Annotated in this window: 17 protein-coding genes; 10 read left to right on the plus strand and 7 right to left on the minus strand. The window is 71.1% G+C overall.

Annotated features, from left to right (window positions below):
- Nucleotides 1-173: 173 nt before the first annotated feature.
- Nucleotides 174-1226: an NsdA family TPR-like regulatory protein gene (locus tag C1I98_RS02365; protein ID WP_111165391.1), complete on the minus strand. Its 1053-nt coding sequence runs from the start codon at nucleotides 1224-1226 to the stop codon at nucleotides 174-176.
- Nucleotides 1227-1453: 227 nt separating this feature from the next.
- Between C1I98_RS02365 and C1I98_RS02370 the strand changes: the two genes are divergently transcribed.
- Nucleotides 1454-1741 carry a hypothetical protein gene (locus C1I98_RS02370; RefSeq protein WP_111165392.1) on the plus strand — a complete coding sequence of 96 codons (288 nt, stop codon included), beginning with the start codon at nucleotides 1454-1456 and terminating at the stop codon, nucleotides 1739-1741.
- A gap of 247 nt (nucleotides 1742-1988) precedes the next feature.
- Nucleotides 1989-2222, plus strand: a complete 234-nt coding sequence (locus tag C1I98_RS02375) for a hypothetical protein (RefSeq protein ID WP_111165393.1) — start codon at nucleotides 1989-1991, stop codon at nucleotides 2220-2222.
- A 91-nt stretch (nucleotides 2223-2313) separates the two neighbouring features.
- Here the strand turns inward: C1I98_RS02375 and C1I98_RS02380 are convergent, their stop codons facing one another.
- From C1I98_RS02380 to C1I98_RS02405, 6 genes are all read right to left on the minus strand, one after another.
- Nucleotides 2314-2595, minus strand: coding sequence for a hypothetical protein (locus C1I98_RS02380; protein WP_146607254.1), 282 nt, complete (start codon nucleotides 2593-2595; stop codon nucleotides 2314-2316).
- Between the two features lie 470 nt (nucleotides 2596-3065).
- Nucleotides 3066-4217: a PP2C family protein-serine/threonine phosphatase gene (locus C1I98_RS02385; protein WP_199536672.1), complete on the minus strand. Its 1152-nt coding sequence runs from the start codon at nucleotides 4215-4217 to the stop codon at nucleotides 3066-3068.
- A 231-nt stretch (nucleotides 4218-4448) separates the two neighbouring features.
- A complete protein-coding gene (gene bldD, locus C1I98_RS02390; protein WP_111165395.1) occupies nucleotides 4449-4943 on the minus strand; it encodes a transcriptional regulator BldD in 495 nt (164 codons plus the stop codon).
- Nucleotides 4944-5214: 271 nt separating this feature from the next.
- Nucleotides 5215-6150, minus strand: coding sequence for a universal stress protein (locus tag C1I98_RS02395; RefSeq protein WP_111165396.1), 936 nt, complete (start codon nucleotides 6148-6150; stop codon nucleotides 5215-5217).
- Nucleotides 6147-7559 carry an amino acid permease gene (locus C1I98_RS02400; protein ID WP_233507060.1) on the minus strand — a complete coding sequence of 471 codons (1413 nt, stop codon included), beginning with the start codon at nucleotides 7557-7559 and terminating at the stop codon, nucleotides 6147-6149. The genes C1I98_RS02395 and C1I98_RS02400 overlap by 4 nt, the downstream gene beginning before the upstream one ends.
- A gap of 55 nt (nucleotides 7560-7614) precedes the next feature.
- Entirely contained in the window at nucleotides 7615-8850 is a 1236-nt protein-coding gene (locus C1I98_RS02405; RefSeq protein WP_111165397.1) for an arginine deiminase, read from the minus strand.
- A gap of 197 nt (nucleotides 8851-9047) precedes the next feature.
- Between C1I98_RS02405 and pyrR the strand changes: the two genes are divergently transcribed.
- Genes pyrR through pyrF form a run of 8 tightly spaced genes read left to right on the plus strand, consistent with a single transcriptional unit; the run spans nucleotide 9048 to nucleotide 18903 of the window.
- Entirely contained in the window at nucleotides 9048-9629 is a 582-nt protein-coding gene (pyrR, locus tag C1I98_RS02410) for a bifunctional pyr operon transcriptional regulator/uracil phosphoribosyltransferase PyrR (protein ID WP_111165398.1), read from the plus strand.
- Nucleotides 9626-10543, plus strand: coding sequence for an aspartate carbamoyltransferase catalytic subunit (locus tag C1I98_RS02415; protein WP_111165399.1), 918 nt, complete (start codon nucleotides 9626-9628; stop codon nucleotides 10541-10543). The genes pyrR and C1I98_RS02415 overlap by 4 nt, the downstream gene beginning before the upstream one ends.
- Nucleotides 10540-11838 carry a dihydroorotase gene (locus tag C1I98_RS02420; RefSeq protein WP_111165400.1) on the plus strand — a complete coding sequence of 433 codons (1299 nt, stop codon included), beginning with the start codon at nucleotides 10540-10542 and terminating at the stop codon, nucleotides 11836-11838. The genes C1I98_RS02415 and C1I98_RS02420 overlap by 4 nt, the downstream gene beginning before the upstream one ends.
- Nucleotides 11838-12953 carry a glutamine-hydrolyzing carbamoyl-phosphate synthase small subunit gene (carA, locus tag C1I98_RS02425; protein ID WP_111165401.1) on the plus strand — a complete coding sequence of 372 codons (1116 nt, stop codon included), beginning with the start codon at nucleotides 11838-11840 and terminating at the stop codon, nucleotides 12951-12953. The genes C1I98_RS02420 and carA overlap by 1 nt, the downstream gene beginning before the upstream one ends.
- A complete protein-coding gene (gene carB / locus C1I98_RS02430) occupies nucleotides 12946-16248 on the plus strand; it encodes a carbamoyl-phosphate synthase large subunit (protein WP_111165402.1) in 3303 nt (1100 codons plus the stop codon). Before carA ends, carB begins: the two co-directional genes overlap by 8 nt.
- 48 nt (nucleotides 16249-16296) lie before the next feature.
- Entirely contained in the window at nucleotides 16297-17184 is an 888-nt protein-coding gene (locus C1I98_RS02435) for a dihydroorotate dehydrogenase electron transfer subunit (protein ID WP_111165403.1), read from the plus strand.
- Nucleotides 17174-18205, plus strand: a complete 1032-nt coding sequence (locus C1I98_RS02440) for a dihydroorotate dehydrogenase (RefSeq protein ID WP_111165404.1) — start codon at nucleotides 17174-17176, stop codon at nucleotides 18203-18205. The genes C1I98_RS02435 and C1I98_RS02440 overlap by 11 nt, the downstream gene beginning before the upstream one ends.
- Nucleotides 18202-18903, plus strand: coding sequence for an orotidine-5'-phosphate decarboxylase (gene pyrF / locus C1I98_RS02445; protein ID WP_111165405.1), 702 nt, complete (start codon nucleotides 18202-18204; stop codon nucleotides 18901-18903). The genes C1I98_RS02440 and pyrF overlap by 4 nt, the downstream gene beginning before the upstream one ends.
- Nucleotides 18904-19020: the final 117 nt, after the last annotated feature.

The raw sequence follows: 19020 nt of genomic DNA on the forward strand, positions 1-19020 counted from the left end.
AGATGTGTATACGAGACAGTTGCCGGCGAGTCCCCTTGGCCGCTTGCGCAGGTCGCCGTACAACAGGCGCGCGACGCCGCATCCCGTACTCCAGATCGCCGGACCAGCCGCGCCCCCATGGGTGGCGTAGATGGCCTGGCAATCAGCGAAGTCCACGCAAGCACGCGCGAGGGCTATGCGTGTGCCTCGGTGCGGTGCAGGGCCATGTGGTACTCCTGCGCCCACTCCGCGCCGTGCTGATCGGCGGGCAGAGTGCCCAGGCCATGCCGTAGGTGCTCCGCAGCCGCCCTACCCTCTTCGAGGGCCAGCAGTGCGAGGCCGATGTTGAGGTGGTGGTAGTCCGGGGTTAGCCAGTACGCCGTCCCTGGGGCTTGGGACCGCGCGTCCTCTTCAAGCGCCGCTGCGACGTCCAGCATTCGCCGCGCCTCACCGGTGTCCCCGAGCAGCGCCAGGCCATGTGCCGCCTGCACGGCATCCCCTAACCGTTGGGCAGGGTGCGCTCCGGGCGTGTGGTGTGCGGCGAGGAAGTTCCGGACGGCGGCCCGTGGTACGCCCTGCTGGCGTGCGAGCCAGCCCTTGAAATCGGTGGCCTGGGCGACCAGGCTCCCATCGCCGGTTTCGTCGGCCAGGCTTTCGGCGTCCGTCAGTAGATGCAGTGCGGCTTGATCGTTCCGTGCTTCCGCATTCAGCCAGCCATGGAATTGCACATACTCGGCGGCTACGGGGAGCAATAGTCCTCGCGCGGGTCCATGCGCCTCGCGCAACAGCGCGACCACAGCATCGGCTTCGGCAGCGGTCGCGGCCATGATGGCGTTCGGTCCCAGCATGTCGTCGAGCCGCCGTTGCCGGGCCAGGATAGTCGCGAGCGCTTCGACGACCGGCCTGTCCAAGCGTGATGGACGAGCAAGGGCGCTGGCGAGCCGGTCATGGTCGTCCTCGTTCAGCTCATCTTCGAGCCCTTGGGGATGCCATATCCCGATATCGCCGAACAGGTTGCCCTCAGATATACCGAGCGCGCGGGCGAGCAGTGGGCGGTATTTGCGCCCTGGCATATGGATTCCGCTTTCCCACTGTTTGATCGAGCCGACGAGGCTCGGTACGTGGGGGATGTCGTCGTCTGGATGCGCGACAGCTCGGATGCGTCGTGCGAGGTCGGATCTGGACCAGTACGGGGGTGCTTCGCGTAATTCGCGGAGGCGGACAGCAAAAGTCTCATCGGCGGACATATCCCGATGCACCTTTCACCGGGGAGTGGGTTGGAGCCCCTAGGCTGGCCCCTTCCCAACCCATCCTGCCTCTCGCTGCTGACTCCTGCCATCGCTTCACCGATTGTGTCCGTTCGATAACGCAGGGCGGCCCGAGCGTGGTGATCTCACCCACCGGCCGGGGCCTTGGCCGCAGAGGAGTGCGACCCGTGAGCGATGATAGGCCGCCCGTAGTGCCCAAAGGGGGCATGATCGGGTTTACCGCCCAGGACGACGGCCTGTTCCTCGTCTGGGAAGTTGAGGCGGGTGAGTCCGGCGCGAGTGGCGTGATCAACGATGAGGCCGCCGCTGAGAAGGACATGTTGCGTGCTCTCGCGGCGTTCCGAAACGGGCGTGGGCGGGTCCGGTACGCGCGGCTCGCCCCGGCGCCCGGCGCCGTCTACGACTACCGATACGGCACGACCCTCATCACCGCGCACCGGGCGGACGGCGTGACCGTCTCCGTCGCCGGGGACGCGTGGGAGGACGCCCTGTGAGCGGGTACGGCGGCGCGGCGAGGGAGCTTGGCGCGCTGTCGTGCCGTACGGCGGGCCGGCGCGGGCCCGCCCGGCGCGGGCAGCCAGAACACGGCTGGGAGGCTGCCCGCGCCATCCAGACCGCGGTACGGCCCCGCCCCATCGCCCCGGGGCCGTACCGTCTTGCACGAGGGGTTGGTAGTTCCTCGTGCCGCGCGGACGGGCCGTGGTTGAGCGCCCGCCCGCGCCTTCTTCTCGGAGGTGTGCAGTGGACGATCTGACGCCCGACCAGCACGCCTACCTGACCGCCATCGAGACCACCTATCCCGGCTGGCACATCGTGGTGCAAAACGGATGGTGGTGGGCCACCAAGCACACCCCGCCCACTCGGGAGCAGAAGAAGGCCGGAGTACTGACCCAGTTCGCCCGCCCGGGGCCGCACGAGATGGTGGCCGCGCTGAACGTGCAGCTCGGCATCCTCGCCCGGATGGGCGCGGCCTGACCCGCTCGGCGGGATGTTCGAGCGAGCGCCCCGCCGAGAACATGAGCGAGCCCCCACCGGAGCCGGTCCGGTTGGGGGCTCTTCGGTGTCATCACAGCGCGGGCACGATCAGGCCCGTACCCGAGATGACGCTGATCGCCTTCGGCTGAGGGCCGGGGGCGAACGCGCTGTACCCGTAGGACACTAGGCGGATGCCCAGGCTGGCCGATAGCGGCTCATCGAAGCGGAGCTGGGCGGGCGCGGCGTTGCCCTCCCCCATGAGGATGCAGTCGCGGAAGTCGGCCACGATGATCCTCGGCTCGTTCGTGCCCGCCCCGAGGTTGGTGGGCATGTTGCCCGACGTGACGAACGGCACCAGCACGTTGCCGGACATGACCTTGCCCACTGCGTCTGTCGGCTTGGGTCACAGCTCGGGAATCGTCGGCGTAGGTGATCCCTTGACGTCGGACCCGTTGATGATCTGCCCGACGTACGCCCTAGCGTGTGCCTGTTGAGGATGGGTACCTGGATGCGGTAGGCGGCGGGCGATGTGGTCGGTGCGGGAACGGCGAGCAAGGGCGTGGCCCTGCGAAGCCTGGCCACCAGAGCAGTGGGCATGCGGACAGGCAAGCACGTAGCGGGGCCTTGCAATGATCAATTGAGATCCGGTAGGTACGCCACGATCGCGTCCCGCGAAGTGGCGGGACATTCCCTCAGCCGGAGCGGCCGACCTGCCAGCTGTCCCGTTTGACAGTTCCCGCTACACCTACTTGGCGGGCCGCCACCTACGGCACACGACGAGCCACGGCGTCGGGCGGAGCCCGACACGAGGAAGAGCGTCCGAGCGGCAGCGAGGGCCGAGGCTTAGGGCGTTTCGGCCGAAGGTGAGGGGTCGGGGTGGAGAGGGGCGGAGCTGCGGCGGAGGAGGAGCATGGCGGCGTCGTCGCCGAGGGGGCGGCCTACGTGCTTGAGCAGGTCGGCGCGGAGGGTGTCCAGGGAGGTCTGCGGGTCGGGGCCGGTCAGCAGGTGGACTCTGTCGGTCAGCGGATAGAACGCGCCGCCGTGGTCGCGGGCCTCCACGATCCCGTCGGTGTAGAGCAGGATCTGGTCCCCTTCGGCGAACCGTTCCACGAGGACGGTGGGCTCGTCGGGCTTGAGCCAGGCCAGGCCGAGCGGCGGCGTCTCCTCCGGCGGTTCGGCGAACTCCGCGCCGCCGTCCGCGCGGATGATCAGCGGGGCCGGGTGCCCGCAGTTCACGATGGCGATCTCGTCCTCGTCGCGTACCTCGGCCAGCACCGCCGTGACGAACTGCTCGCCGGTGAGCCGCCGCGCCAGCGCGTTCTCCAGGCGGGTCACGACCCCGAGCAGGTCGCGTTCGTCGTAGGCGGCCTCCCGGAACGCGCCGAGCACGATCGCCGCGGTCTCGACCGCCTCCAGGCCCTTGCCCTGTACGTCGCCCACGATGACCCGTACGCCGCGCGGGTGGGTGACCACCTCGTACAGGTCGCCGCCGATGCGGGCCTCGGCGACCGCCGAGGTGTAGGACACCGCGACCCCGAGGCCGGGACCGACCCTGCGGGGCACCGGCCGCAGCAGTACCCGCTGGGCGGCCTCGGCGACCGAGCGGACGTCGGCCAGGCGGCGTTCGTGGCGGGTCCGGGCGGCGCTGGCGACCAGACTGGCCAGGGTCACGCCCGCGATGGCCGTGAGCGCCACATGGAGGCGGTACTGGCCGCTGGGGCCCTGGGTGGAGAGCGGCAGGCACAGGGCGACGGCGACGATGCCGACCATCCCGGTGCGCTGCAGATCGCAGGCGACGCTGGCGAACGCGGGGCCGAGGGCCAGCAGCGGCAGCAGACCGATGTCGGGGACGATCAGCCAGTCGGCGATCGCCACGATCGCCATCACGACGTACGGGAGCACCAGCAGCAGCGAACGCGTGGCTGACGGCGTGGCGCGGTGCGCCGCCTGGCCGCGGCGAGGGCCGTCTCGCCCCCCGTCTGAAACGCGCGCCATACCCACCGATTCTCGTGCCCGTGCCTTGATCGTGCTCCCCTATGGCAAGATCTTGAAATCGCCGCCTGATGTTACCGGGCACGAAAGGGGTAATGCGACCGTGCGGCGGGGCGCCGCGGTGGCGTGCGCCGACGCCCGGCCCTGACGCGGACGTGCCCCTCTAAGAAGCGCCGAGGCGGCGGCGCCTCCTAAAGGGGCATCGGACGTGCGGCGAGCCGAGCCGGGGACGGATCAGAAGGACTCGACCGCGCGCCTCGCCTCGGCGTCGAGGACGCCCCAGCTGATCAGCTCTTCGGTCAGCTCGCCGGGCGACTTGTCATAGATCACCGCCAGCGAGCGCAGGTCTTCCTGCCTGATCGACAGCACCTTGCCGTTGTAGTCGCCGCGCTGGCTTTGAATGGTCGCGGCATAACGGGCGAGCGCGCCGGCCTTCTCCTTGGGCAACTGGGAAAGCCGCTCCAGGTCGATGACCAGCTTCGGCGTCGGGCCGAGCGGGCTCGGCGCGGCGCCACCGGGCAACAGCTCCGAAACGGGCACGCCGTAGAAGTCGGCGAGCTCCGCCAGCTTCTGCACCGTGACCGCGCGGTCGCCGCGCTCGTAGGAGCCGACGACAACGGCCTTCCATCGGCCGCGTGACTTCTCTTCGACTCCGTGCAGGGACAGCCCCTGCTGGGTGCGGATCGCGCGGAGTCGTGCACCCAGCGACTTGGCATACTCAGACGGCATCCTGTGGCCCCCCGGCTCTCTATGTAGCGCTCTCTCTAGATTGTCCTACCTCGCGGCTTATGCCCTGACCACCGGGGGTGGTGCCAGGGGCAGGCACCAACGGTGACCATAGCGTTGGGGTTTAGCCCGGTACGCCACGAGGAGTGGTTACGCACAGTGACGGTAAAGCGGTGGACGCCGAAGGTCAAGCTGATTGGAAAAAAGATGCCGAATCCGGTCCGGTGAAGTACGCCGCATTCGTTACTCAGATCCCATATGAAACATGGGTTCGTCAGGGTTTGACATTCCTGCTTCTGCCGCTCGGCTCGAACTTGGGGGTCCTGGGCAAGATCATAACAGGACGTGTGGCAGACCGAACGATCTTCAATGAGGTGTCCCCCAGAAACACTCTGCGCAGCGGCCCGGAGTCGCTGGAGGCGCAGATCAGCAGCTCCCCGGGGAGCCAGCCGGCCGAGGCCAGCGCGGCCCCGACGTTCCTCGCCTCGGCCATCTCCGCCGTCACCTCCGGCGAGCCGGGCAGCCCCGGCCCGCGGACGGCCAGCGCCAGATCCTCGGTGTACTGCTCGCGCGAGCGGCGCAGCATGTCCTCCTCAAGGGCCGCCCGCCGGGCGCCGCGCACCGCCGGGCGCGGGACCACCAGCGTGAGCAGCCGCAACGGCACCCCCAGGCGGGCCGCCCCGGCCGCGGCCAGGCGCACCGCGGCGTCGCAACCCGGGCTGCGCCGGTAGGCGACGGTCAGCCGGTCGATCGCGGGCGGGGGACGCTCGCCGTACCCGGCGGTGGCCAGCGCGACCGGCACGGGGGAGGAGTGCAGCAACTGGTCGGCGGTGCTGCCGACGGCGATTCGCCCGCGGGCCGCGCGCGGCGGCGACCCGATGACGATGACCTCCGCGCCGCTCCGGCGGGCCACCGCGGCCAGGCCGTGGCCGCTGCCGCGGTCCACGCCGATGATGCGCTCCGGCTCGCCCGGCCCGTCCCCGGAGACCAGGCCCGCCGCCTCCTCCAGCGCCTCCTCGGCCCGCTCGCGCAGGTAGCGGGTCCATTCGGCGTCGACCCTCGCGCTGCCCGGCGTGGTCCATCCTGGCGGCCTGATGGCGGCGACGGTGAGGGTGCGGGAGTCGTGACCGGCCAGCAGGGCGCCCAGGGCGAGCGCGTCCCTGCCGCCCCGGTCCGGCGTGTAGCCCGCGAGGACGTTGGCGTACCTCATCGCGCACCTCTGGCGAGGCGGGAGTGGCGAAAGCCGTACCCGATGTAGACCAGCAGGCCGAACGCCGTCCAGGCCAGGAACGTGAGCCAGGTCGCGGAGTCCAGCCGGCTCATCAGGAACAGGCAGAACACCACGCCGAGGATCGGCGTCAGCGGGTACAGCGGCGTGCGGAAGGACCGGCGCAGCCCCGGCTTGGTGCGGCGCAGCACCACCACCCCGGCGTTGACCACGGCGAAGGCGAACAGCGTGCCGATGCTGGTGGCGTCGGCCAGCCGGCCGAGCGGCACCAGCCCGGCCAACAGCGCGATGAAGGCGGCCACGATGAGGGTGTTGGCGGCCGGTACCTGGCGGCGCGGGCTGACCCGCTGGAAGATCCGGGGGATCAGCCCGTCGCGGGACATCGCGAACAGGATGCGGGTCTGGCCGTACATGACGGTGAGCACGACGCTGAAAATCGCGATCACCGCCCCGGCGGAGAGCACCGCCGAGGGCCAGGTCGCGCCGGTGGTCTCGGTGAGGACCTTGGCGAGCGACGCCTCAGAGCCCGCCAGCCGCTGCCACGGCATCGCGCCCACCGCCGACAGCGCCACCAGCACATAGACGACGGTGACGATGGCCAGGGACAGCAGGATGGCCAGCGGCAGGTCGCGCCGCGGGTTCCTGGACTCCTCACCGGCCGTGGAGGCGGCGTCGAAGCCGATGTAGGAGAAGAACACCTTCGCTCCGGCGGCGCTGATCCCGGCCGCGCCCATCGGGGCGAAGGGGGTGAGGTCGCCCGCGTCGTACGCGCTGAACGCCACCACGCAGAAGAACAGCAGGACCCCGACCTTGACGAACACCATGATCACATTGGCGGTGGCGCTCTCCGACGCCCCGCGCAGCAGCAGCGAGGTGGCCAGCGCGACCACCACGAGGGCGGGGACGTTGACCACCCCGCCCGACCCCGGCGGCCCGGCCAGCGCCTCGGGGATGACGACGTCGGCGACCTGCCGCAGGAACTCGTTGAGGTACTGGCCCCAGCCCACCGCGACCGCCGAGACCGACACCGCGTACTCCAGGATCAGGCACCACCCCGCCACCCACGCCACCAGCTCGCCCAGCGTCGCGTACGCGTAGGAGTAGGAGGACCCGGAGATCGGGATCGTGCCGGCCAGCTCGGCGTAGGACAGCGCCGAGAACAGCGCGGTCACCGCGGCCAGGACGAAGGCCAGCACGACGGCCGGACCGGCCAGCGGGGTGGCCTCGCCGAGGATCACGAAGATGCCGGTTCCGAGCGTGGCCCCCACGCTGAAGAGGGTGAGCTGCGTGAGCGTCATCGTGCGGCGCAGCTCGCCGCCCTCGCCCTGGCCGCCCTCGGCGACGATCTCCTCGGCGGGCTTGGTGCGCAGCACCCGCCGCCAGCCGTTCACCCGCCGCCTCTCGGCCGCGCGGTGCCGTCCATGGGTACTCCGGGCCGCTCGCGGGTCAGATGCCGTCGCGTTCCAGCGGGCAGCTCAGGCAGCGCGGGCCCCCGCGCCCGCGGCCCAGCTCGCCGCCGGGCACGGTCACCACCTCCACGCCCCGGTCGCGCAGGAAGTTGTTGGTGGTGGTGTTGCGGTCGTAGGCGATCACCACGCCGGGCTCGATGGCCAGCACGTTGCACCCGTCGTCCCACTGCTCGCGCTCGGCGGCGTGGACGTCCTGTTGCGCGGTGAGGACCTCGATGTCGCCGGTGCCGATCGCGTTGCCGATCGCGCGGTGCATGTCCTCCGGAGCGTGGTCGGTGACCTTCAGCTCCTTGTCGTTGTCGCCCGGCTCGATCGTGTAGGAGGGCAGCATGCCCAGGCCCGCGTACTTCGTGAAACGCCCGTCGTCGACCATCGTCATGACCGTGTCCAGGTGCATGAAGGCCCGGGCCTTCGGCATGCTCAGCGCCACGATCGTGGTCGCCGAGCCGGCCTTGAACAGGTTGCGGGCGACGAGTTCGACCGCCTGCGGCTGGGTGCGCTCGCTCACCCCGATCAGCACCGCGCCCCTGCCGAGGACCAGCACGTCGCCGCCCTCGATGGTGGCGGGGGCCATCGCCGTGCCCGGGTACCACACCCGAAAGCCGCCATCGGCCCGCTCCGCGGCGAACATGGGGTGCCAGCGGTAGACGGCCTCCATGTTGACGGTCTCGTTCATCCGCGCCTTCTTGCGCATCGCGTTGATCGAGACGCCGTCGTAGATCCACGAGGAGTTGTCGCGGGTGAACATGTGGTTGGGCAGCGGCTGGAGGATGAAGTCGTCCGGGGCCAGGCAGTGGAAGGCCAGGCTCTTGGGGGCGCAGTCGTGCTCCATGAGCTCGCGCTTGGTGATGCCGCCGGTCAGGTACGTCTGCAGCGCCGCCGAGTCGAGCGAGTCGAGGGTGTTGCGGATGGCGTCGGTGGCCAGCGGGCCGAACCAGCGCTCGTCCACGATCTTGTCCAGGATGTGCTTGCGCGCCTCGGGGATCTCGACCGTCTCGCGCAGCAGGTCGGCCAGCAGATGGACCTCGATGCCGCGCTCGCGCAGCACCCGCTGCCACTGCTCGTGCTCCTCCAGGGCCCGCTGCACCCACAGGACGTCGTCGAACAGCATGCTGTGCATGTTGCTCGGGGTCAGCCGCTTGAGGGCGAGCTCGGGCTTGTGCACGAGCACCCGGCGCAGCCGGCCCACCTCGGAATCGACGCGAAAGCTCATCTGACCCCCCTTGACGACTTACAGACCCTCCCCGCCCGAGACGGGCGTCAAACGCCGCGCTCAGCGCGGTTTCATGCATCGTGGCTGGTAGAGGTGCGTGAGGGCGATGCGGGCCGATTCCATGGAACTGCTAGGGTGATGGGGCCACGAATCCTTTAAGACCCGTCCCGTGAGGCGGGAAAGGCGGTGAGTTCCGCATGTCCGACGCCCCCAGGGCGGTCCTCGACGGACCGGACATCAACCGGGCGCTGACCCGGATCGCGCACGAGATCATCGAGCGTACCAAGGGTGCGGAGGGCGTCGTGCTGCTCGGCATCCCCACCCGGGGGGCCACGCTCGCGCGCCGCCTCGGCGACCGCATCGCCCAGTTCGAGGGACTGAAGGTCCCCGTGGGCTACCTCGACATCACGATGTACCGTGACGACCTGCGCCTGCGCCCCGCCCGCCCGCTGGGCCGCACAGAGCTGCCGCCCGACGGCATCGACGACAAGACCGTGGTCCTGGTGGACGACGTCCTGTTCTCCGGCCGGACGGTCCGGGCCGCCCTCGACGCCCTGGGCGACGTCGGCCGCCCCCGAGCCGTGCAGCTCGCGACGCTGGTCGATCGCGGCCACCGGGAGCTGCCGATCCGCGCCGACTACGTCGGGAAGAACCTCCCGACCGCCAAGAGCGAGCAGGTCAAGGTCCACCTCACCGAGATCGACGGGCGTGACGCGGTGCTGCTGTTCAAACCCGGGCCCAAGCAGCGGCCCGGCGCGGCCGAGGGGAGCGAGGGGTGAAACGGCATCTGATCTCGGCCGCCGACCTCACCAGGGACGACGCGCTGCTCATCCTGGACACCGCCGACGAGCTGGCCAGGGTCTCGGAACGCTCCATCAAGAAGCTGCCGACGCTGCGCGGCCGCACGGTGGTCAACCTGTTCTACGAGGACTCCACCCGGACGCGGATCTCCTTCGAGGCCGCGGCCAAGCGGCTGTCCGCCGATGTGATCAACTTCTCCGCCAAGGGGTCGAGCGTGTCCAAGGGCGAGAGCCTGAAGGACACCGCGCTGACCCTCCAGGCGATGGGCGCCGACGCGGTGGTCATCAGGCACGGCGCCTCGGGCGCCCCGCACCGCCTGGCGACCTGGGTCGACGGCAGCGTGGTCAACGCCGGCGACGGCACCCACGAGCACCCCACCCAGGCGCTGCTGGACGCCTTCACCATGCGCAGCAGGCTGGGCGCCCTGGACGGCCGCAGGATCACGATCGTCGGCGACGTGCTGCACAGCCGCGTCGCCCGCTCCAACGTGCTGCTGCTGCACACGCTCGGCGCAGAGGTGACGCTGGTCGCGCCGCCGACCCTGCTGCCGGTGACGGTCCAGTCCTGGCCGTGCGAGGTCTCCTACGACCTCGACGCCGTGCTGCCCAAGGCCGACGCGGTGATGATGCTGCGCGTGCAGAAGGAGCGGATGAACGACGCCTACTTCCCGAGCGCCCGGGAGTACAGCCGCCGCTACGGGCTCGACCGCGACCGGCTGGCCAGGATGTCGGAGGACGCCATCGTGATGCACCCGGGGCCGATGAACCGCGGCATGGAGATCGCCGCCGAGGTCGCCGACTCGCCCCGCTCCACCATCGTCGAACAGGTCGCCAACGGCGTGACCATCCGCATGGCTGTTCTGTACCTGCTGCTCGGGGGAGAGACCCAGTGATCCTGATCAAGAACGCCCGCGTGCTCGGCGGCGACCCCGTGGACCTCCTCGTCCGCGACGGCGTGATCGCCGAGGTGGGCACGGGTCTGACCGCCGCGGGGAGCACGGCGATCGACGCCGCCGGGCTGATCGCCCTGCCCGGCCTGGTCGATCTGCACACCCACCTGCGCGAGCCCGGCCGCGAGGACGCCGAGACCGTCGAGTCCGGCACCCGCTCGGCCGCGCTCGGCGGGTTCACCGCCGTCCACGCGATGGCCAACACCTCGCCGGTGGCCGACACCGCCGGGGTGGTCGAGCAGGTGTGGCGGCTCGGCCAGGAGGCCGGGCACTGCGACGTGCGGCCGGTCGGCGCGGTCACGATCGGCCTGGCCGGCGAACGCCTGGCCGAGCTGGGCGCGATGGCCGACTCGGCGGCCGGGGTGCGCGTCTTCTCCGACGACGGCAAGTGCGTCTCCGACGCGGTGCTGATGCGCCGCGCGCTGGAGTACGTCAAGGCGTTCGACGGCGTGATCGCCCAGCACGCCCAGGAACCGCGCCTCACCGAGGACGCGCAGATGAACGAGGGCTCGGTGTCGGGCAGGCTCGGCCTGACCGGCTGGCCGGCCGTCGCCGAGGAGGCGATCATCGCCCGCGACTGCCTGCTCGCCGCGCACGTCGGCTCCCGGCTGCACGTCTGCCACGTCTCCACCGCCGGATCGGTCGAGATCCTGCGCTGGGCCAAGTCCAAGGGCTGGAACAACATCACCGCCGAGGTCACCCCGCACCACCTGCTGCTCACCGACGACCTGGTGGAGACCTCCCCGCTGGGCTCCTACAACCCGATCTACAAGGTCAACCCGCCGCTGCGCACCCGCGACGACGTTCTCGCGCTGCGCGACGCGCTGGCCGACGGCACGATCGACTGCGTGGCCACCGATCACGCGCCGCATCCGGTCGAGGACAAGGAGGCCGAATGGGCCGCCGCCGCGATGGGCATGATCGGCCTGGAGACGGCGCTTTCCGTGGTCCAGGAGGCGATGGTGGACACCGGGCTGCTGGACTGGGCGGGGGTGGCCGACCGGATGTCGGCCCGCCCGGCCCGCATCGGCCGCCTCACCGGCCACGGCCGGCCGCTCGCCGCCGGCTCCGCGGCCAACATCACCCTCTACGACCCCGCCCCCCGCACGGCCGTCGACCCGCACGGGTTCGCGTCCAAGAGCCGTAACACCCCCTACGAAGGCATGTCACTGCCCGGCCGAGTGGTGGCCACGCTGCTGCGCGGCAGGCCGACCGTCATGGAAGGGAAGCTGGTCTGATGGCCGTCCTCGTTCTCGAAGACGGGCGTGTCTTCCGCGGCGCGCCGTACGGCGCGCGGGGGGAGACGTTCGGCGAGATGGTGTTCAACACCGGCATGACCGGCTACCAGGAGACCCTCACCGACCCCTCCTACCACCGCCAGATCGTGGCGATGACCTCCCCGCACATCGGCAACACCGGCGTCAACGACGACGACCCGGAGTCCTCCAAGGTGTGGGTCGCGGGCTATGTGGTCAGGGAGCCCGCCCGCGTCCACTCCAACTGGCGGGCCACCCGCGGCCTGCACGACTACCTGGCCGACCAGGGCGTGGTCGGCATCGCCATGCCGGGCACCCGGGCGCTCACCCGGCACCTGCGCGAGCGCGGCGCCATGCGCGCCGGGATCTTCTCCGGCACGGGCGCCGAGGCGCCGGTTGCGGAGCTGGTCGAGCGGGTGCGCCACTCGCCCGGCATGGTGGGGGCCGACCTCGCCGCCGAGGTCTCCACCCGCGAGCCGTACGTGGTGCCGGCGATCGGGAAACGGCGCTTCACCGTCGCCGCGGTCGATCTCGGCATCAAGGCGATGACCCCGCACCGGATGGCGGAGCGCGGCTGTGAGGTGCACGTGCTGCCCGCGTGGTCCACGGCCGAGGAGATCCTCGCCCGCGACCCCGACGGGGTGTTCTTCTCCAACGGCCCCGGCGACCCGGCCGCCGCCGACGCCCAGGTGGAGGCGCTGCGCGGGGTGCTCACGGCGGGCCGGCCGTTCTTCGGCATCTGCTTCGGCAACCAGATCTTCGGGCGCGCGCTCGGCCTTGGCACCTACAAGCTGCGCTACGGCCACCGCGGGGTGAACCAGCCGGTCCAGGACCGGCGCACCGGCAAGGTCGACATCTCCGCCCACAACCACGGCTTCGCCGTACGGGCCCCGCTGGACGGGCCGTTCGACACGCCGTACGGCAGGGCGGAGGTCAGCCACGTCAACCTCAACGACGACTGCGTCGAGGGCCTGCGGCTGCTCGGCCGCCCGGCCTTCAGCGTCCAGTACCACCCGGAGGCGGCGGCGGGGCCGCACGACGCGGCGGGCCTGTTCGACGAGTTCTGCGACCTGATGGGGGCGAAGCAGGGTGCCTAAGCGCACGGACATACAGTCGATCATGGTCATCGGCTCCGGGCCGATCGTGATCGGTCAGGCGTGCGAGTTCGACTATTCGGGCACCCAGGCGTGCCGGGTCCTGCGCGCCGAGGGCTTCCGGGTGATCCTGGTCAACAGCAACCCGGCCACGATCATGACCGACCCCGAGTTCGCCGACGCGACCTACGTCGAGCCGATCGTCCCCGACTTCGTCGAGAAGATCATCGCCAAGGAGCGCCCGGACGCGCTGCTGCCGACGCTCGGCGGCCAGACCGCGCTGAACACCGCGATCGCGCTGCACGAGGCCGGCGTGCTCGAACGCTATGGCGTCGAGCTGATCGGCGCCGACGTCGAGGCGATCCAGGCGGGGGAGAACCGCGAGAAGTTCAAGGAGATCGTCGCCAAGGTCGCCGCCGACCACGGCCTCAACGCCGAGTCGGCGCGCAGCGCGATCTGCCACACGATGGACGAATGCCTGGCCGCCGCCGAGGAGCTGGGCTACCCCGTCGTCGTACGGCCGAGCTTCACGATGGGCGGCGCGGGCTCGGGGTTCGCCCACGACGAGCGCGAGCTGCGCCGCATCGCCGGGGCCGGGCTCGACGCCTCGCCGACCACCGAGGTGCTCCTTGAGGAGTCCATCCTCGGCTGGAAGGAGTACGAGCTGGAGGTCATGCGCGACAAGAACGACAACGTCGTCATCGTGTGCTCCATCGAGAACATCGACCCGATGGGCGTGCACACCGGCGACAGCGTCACGGTCGCGCCCGCCATGACCCTCACCGACCGGGAATACCAGAACATGCGCGACGTCGCCATCGCGGTGATCCGCGAGGTCGGCGTGGACACCGGCGGCTGCAACATCCAGTTCGCGGTCGACCCCGGCACCGGCCGCATGATCGTGATCGAGATGAACCCCCGGGTGTCCCGCTCCAGCGCGCTGGCCTCCAAGGCCACCGGCTTCCCGATCGCCAAGATCGCCGCCAAGCTGGCCGTCGGCTACACGCTCGACGAGATCCCCAACGACATCACCAAGGAGACCCCCGCCTCCTTCGAGCCCACGCTCGACTACGTGGTGGTCAAGGTGCCGCGGTTCGCCTTCGAGAAGTTCGACGGCGCCGACGAGACCCTGACCACGCACATGAAGTCGGTCGGCGAGGCGATGGCGATCGGCAGGTCCTTCCCCGAGGCGCTCCAGAAGGCCCTGCGCTCGCTGGAGAAGAAGGGCGCCCCGTTCACCTGGGCGGGCCCGCCCGGGGCCCTCCCGGCGCTCCTGGAGACCGTGCGCAGGCCGCACGACGGCAGGCTGGGCGACGTCATGCGCGCGATCAGGGCCGGGGCGACCCTCGCGCAGCTCCACGAGGCCACCTCGATCGACCCGTGGTTCCTGGACCAGCTCCAGGCGATCGACGAGGGGGCCCGCGCGCTGGCCGAGGCCGCCGACCTGACCGCAGCCGACATCCTGGCGGCCAAGCGGCTCGGGTTCAGCGACGCCCAGATCGCCGAGATCCGCGGCATGGACGAGGCCCGGGTCCGCGACCTGCGCCACGCCCTGGGCCTGCGGCCGGTCTACAACACGGTCGACACCTGCGCCGCGGAGTTCGCCGCCCGCACTCCGTACCTCTACTCCACCTACGACGAGGAGAACGAGGTCCCCTACGGCGAGCGTCCCAAGGTCATCATCCTGGGCAGCGGGCCCAACCGGATCGGCCAGGGCATCGAGTTCGACTACGCCTGCGTGCACGCTTCCTTCGAGTTGTCGCGGGCCGGGTTCGAGACCGTCATGGTCAACTGCAACCCCGAGACCGTCTCCACCGACTACGACACCTCCGACCGGCTCTACTTCGAGCCGCTGACCCTGGAAGACGTCCTGGAGGTCGTCCACGCCGAGCAGCAGAGCGGCCCGGTGGCCGGCGTCATCGTGCAGCTCGGCGGGCAGACCCCGCTGGGCCTGGCGCAGGCGCTGAAGGACGCGGGCGTGCCGGTCGTCGGCACCAGCCCCGAGTCCATCCACCTGGCCGAGGAGCGCGGCGCGTTCGGCAGGGTCCTGGCCGAGGCCGGGCTGCCCGCGCCCAAGCACGGCACCGCGCTGACCACCGGGGAGGCCCGCGGCGTCGCCGCGGAGATCGGCTACCCGGTGCTGGTGCGGCCCTCCTACGTGCTCGGCGGGGCGGGGATGGCGATCGTCTACGACGACGAGACCCTGACCTCCTACATGTCCAAGGTCGTGGGGGAGCACCCGGTCCTGATCGACAGGTTCCTCGACGAGTCCATCGAGATCGACGTGGACGCGCTCTTCGACGGCGACGACCTCTACCTCGGCGGCGTCATGGAGCACATCGAGGAGGCGGGCATCCACTCCGGCGACTCGGCCTGCGCGCTGCCGCCGATCACGCTGGGCTCGGCCGACATCAAGCGCATCCGCGCGGCGACCGAGGCCATCGCGCGGGGCGTGGGGGTGCGCGGGCTGCTCAACGTCCAGTACGCGATGTCGGCGGGGGTCCTGTACGTGCTGGAGGCCAACCCGCGGGCCAGCCGTACGGTGCCGTTCGTGTCCAAGGCCACGGCCGTGCCGCTGGCCAAGGCGGCGGCGCGGGTGATGCTGGGCGCGACCATCACCGAGTTGCGCGCCGAGGGCATCCTGCCGGCCACCGGCGACGGCGGCACCCTGCCGCTGGACGCGCCGGTCGCGGTCAAGGAGGCGGTGCTGCCCTTCAACCGCTTCATCCACGCGGTCAACGACGGCGTGGACACCGTGCTCGGCCCGGAGATGCGCTCCACCGGCGAGGTGATGGGCATCGACGAGGTATTCGGCACCGCCTACGCCAAGTCCCAGACCGCGGCCTACGGCTCGCTGCCCACCAAGGGCCGCGCGTTCGTGTCGGTGGCCAACCGCGACAAGCGGGCGATGATCTTCCCGGTCAAGGCGCTGGCCGATCTCGGTTTTGAGATCCTGGCCACCGAGGGCACCGCCGAGGTGCTGCGCCGCAACGGCGTCCGTGCCAAGATCGTGCGAAAGCACAGCGAAGGACCGGGCCCGGACGGCGAGCCGACGATCGTGGGCCTGGTCCTGGACGGTCAGGTGGATCTCATCGTGAACACGCCCTTCGGCAGCCCGGGACAGTCCGGGCCGCGTCTGGACGGCTATGAGATCCGGACCGCCGCGGTGCTCCGCGGCATCCCGTGCATCACGACCGTCCAGGGACTCGCCGCGGCGGTTCAGGGTGTCCAGGCCATCGTCCGGGGCGATGTGGGCGTACGGTCCCTGCAGGAGTACGCGCGAGCGCTGCGGGGCTGACCGGCCCCGTCGCGGAGGTGATGGAAGACGGCTGCGACCCCGGTACAGGTGACCGGCACGGTGCTGACCACGCGCCGGGTCGATGCCTACCATGCCCTGACGCTGGTGGCCCCGGGGATCGCGGAGCACCTGCGGCCCGGCCATTTCGTGGCCGTGGCCGTGGGCGGCCCGCGGTCGTCGATGCTGACCCGAAGGTCGTTCTCCGTCCACGACGTCAAGCCCGACTACGGCGGCACGGTCGAGCTGGTGTTCACGGTACGCGGGCCCGGCACGTCATGGCTGGCCGATCGGCGCGCGCGCGACACGCTCGACGTGGTCGGGCCGCTCGGCCGGCCGTTCCCGCTGCCCCGTGACCCGGTCAACTGCGTGCTGGTGGGCGGCGACTACGGCTCGGCGACGCTGTTCGGGCTGGCCGACGCGTTGCAGCGGCGGGGCTGCCGGGTCGACTTCGTGATCGGCGCGGAGTCGGCCGAACGGGTCTTCGGCGCGCTGCGGGCCCGCCGGATGGGCGAGACCACGACGCTCACCACCGAGGACGGCTCGCTGGGCATGCGCGGCAGGGTGACCGACGTGCTGCCCGGCGTCATCGCCGACGTCCGCGCGGACGTCGTCTACGCGTGCGGCCCGATGGAGACGCTGCGCGGGGTCACCGCGGTCGCCATCGAGTTCGACATTCCCGTGCAGGTGTCCGTGGAGGAGGCGATGGCCTGCGGGTTCGGCGTGTGCATGACGTGCGTGCTGCCGGTGATCGGGGAGGACGGGATCACCCGGATGGTCCGCGCGTGCGTGGAGGGGCCGGTGTTCCGCGGTGAGCGGGTGCGGTTCGAGGACGTCGGGACGATTCCGTTCGACGCGGCGGGCGCGCCGGGGGCGCCGTCGGCTTCGACGTCGCCCGCGTCGCCGGGCGGAGGTGGCGGACCCCGAAATGTCAGTTGATATGCGGACATATCTGGCGCATGTGGAGCTGGCCAACCCGATCACGACGGCGGCCGGCTGCGCCTCCTCCGGCCGCGAGCTGTCCCAGTTCTTCGACCTCAACCGGATCGGCGCGCTGGTGACCCGCTCGATCACCATGGCGCCCCGGGCCGGCCGCCCCACCCCGCGCATGGCGGAGACGCCCTCTGGGCTCCTCAACGCCGTCGGACTGCAGGGGCCGGGCATAGACGCCTTCCTCGATCGCGAACTCCCCTGGCTGGCCCACAGGGGCGTGCGCACGGTGGTCTCCATCGGCGGGGGCACCGTCAACGAGTACGGCGCGCTCGCCCGGCGGCTCACCGACGCGCCCGGGGTCACCGCGGTGGAGGTCAACCTCGCCTGCCCCAACATCGAAGACCGCGGCAGGGTCTTCGCCAGGGACGGCGCGGCGGCGGCCGAGGTGGTCTCCTCGGTCCGCGCCCTGATGCGCTACGACGTGCCGGTGATCGCCAAACTGTCCCCGGACGTGGCCGACATCGTCGCGGTCGCCCGGGCGTGCGTGGACGGCGGCGCCGACGCGCTGTCCATGATCAACACACCGGTGGGCATGAGCATCGACACCGAGACCCTGCGGCCCGCGCTCGCCGCGGTCACCGGAGGGCTGTCAGGGCCCGCCGTACGGCCCCTGGCGGTGCGCTGCGTGTGGCAGGTGTACGCGGCCCTGCCCGGCGTGCCGATCGTCGGCGTGGGCGGCGTGCTGACCGGCAGGGACGCCTTCGAGCTGATCCTCGCCGGCGCATGCGTGGTCGGCGTCGGCACCGCGCTGTTCCACGACCCCTACGTGTGCCTGCGCATCCTGCGCGAGCTCGAGGAGCTGCTGTCCGCCCGCGGCTTCCAACGCCTGGCCGACGCCGTCGGCCTGGCCCATCACCACCCGCCGGGAGGCGGCACCCGGCACCGCCCCGACGTCCTGCCCGACCCGGGCGCGCCGGGCTTCGGCGCCGCCCCCGGCGGATCAGACCTGGAGGAGAGTTCCCTTTGACGCCCGCACCCATCGCCGTCGCCCTGGACGCGCCCGACCTCGAAACCGCGGCCCGCTGGGCGGCACTGGTGACCCCGCACGTCAGCACCGTCAAGGTGGGCCTCGAACTCTACCTCCGGTACGGCCCCGACGTGATCGCCTCCGTACGCGGCGCCAGCGGCGTGAACATCTTCCTGGACCTCAAGCTCCACGACATCCCCAACACCGTCGCAGGGGCCGCCAAGGCCGTCGCCAGGCTGCGTCCCACGATCCTGACCGCCCACGCGGCGGGCGGCCCGGCGATGATCCGGGCCGCGGTCGACTCCGCGCCCGGCACCCGGATCGCCGCGGTGACCTTGCTCACCTCGCTGTCCGAGGCCGACCTGGACCGGATCGGCCTGGCCGGCCCGGCGATCGACGCCGTGCGGCGGCTGGCCGTCCTCGCCGTCGGCGCGGGCGCCCGGGCGCTGGTCTGCTCGCCCCGCGAGGTCGCCGCGGTGCGTGCCGAGGTCGGCCCGGACGTGATGTTGATCACTCCCGGAGTGCGGCCGGACGGCGCCGCCAGCCAGGACCAGGCGCGCGTGGCGACGCCGGAGCAGGCTCTCGCGGACGGCGCGGACCTCCTCGTGATCGGACGGCCCATCACCGGCGCGGCCGATCCCGGTGCCGCTGCGGCAACCATAGCGGCTGCGCTGCGCCGTATGATCCCGACCCCCTGAAACCACGGTGGTGAGGGCCATTTGGTGAACAACGTGTTATTTCACCATCGCGGAAAGTGATGAAGAAGATTTTGTCGGCACCGAAACGCCCCTTGACGTTGCTTGAAGGTCAATGAC

Source organism: Spongiactinospora gelatinilytica, from assembly GCF_003236385.1.
Classification (GTDB): domain Bacteria; phylum Actinomycetota; class Actinomycetes; order Streptosporangiales; family Streptosporangiaceae; genus Spongiactinospora; species Spongiactinospora gelatinilytica.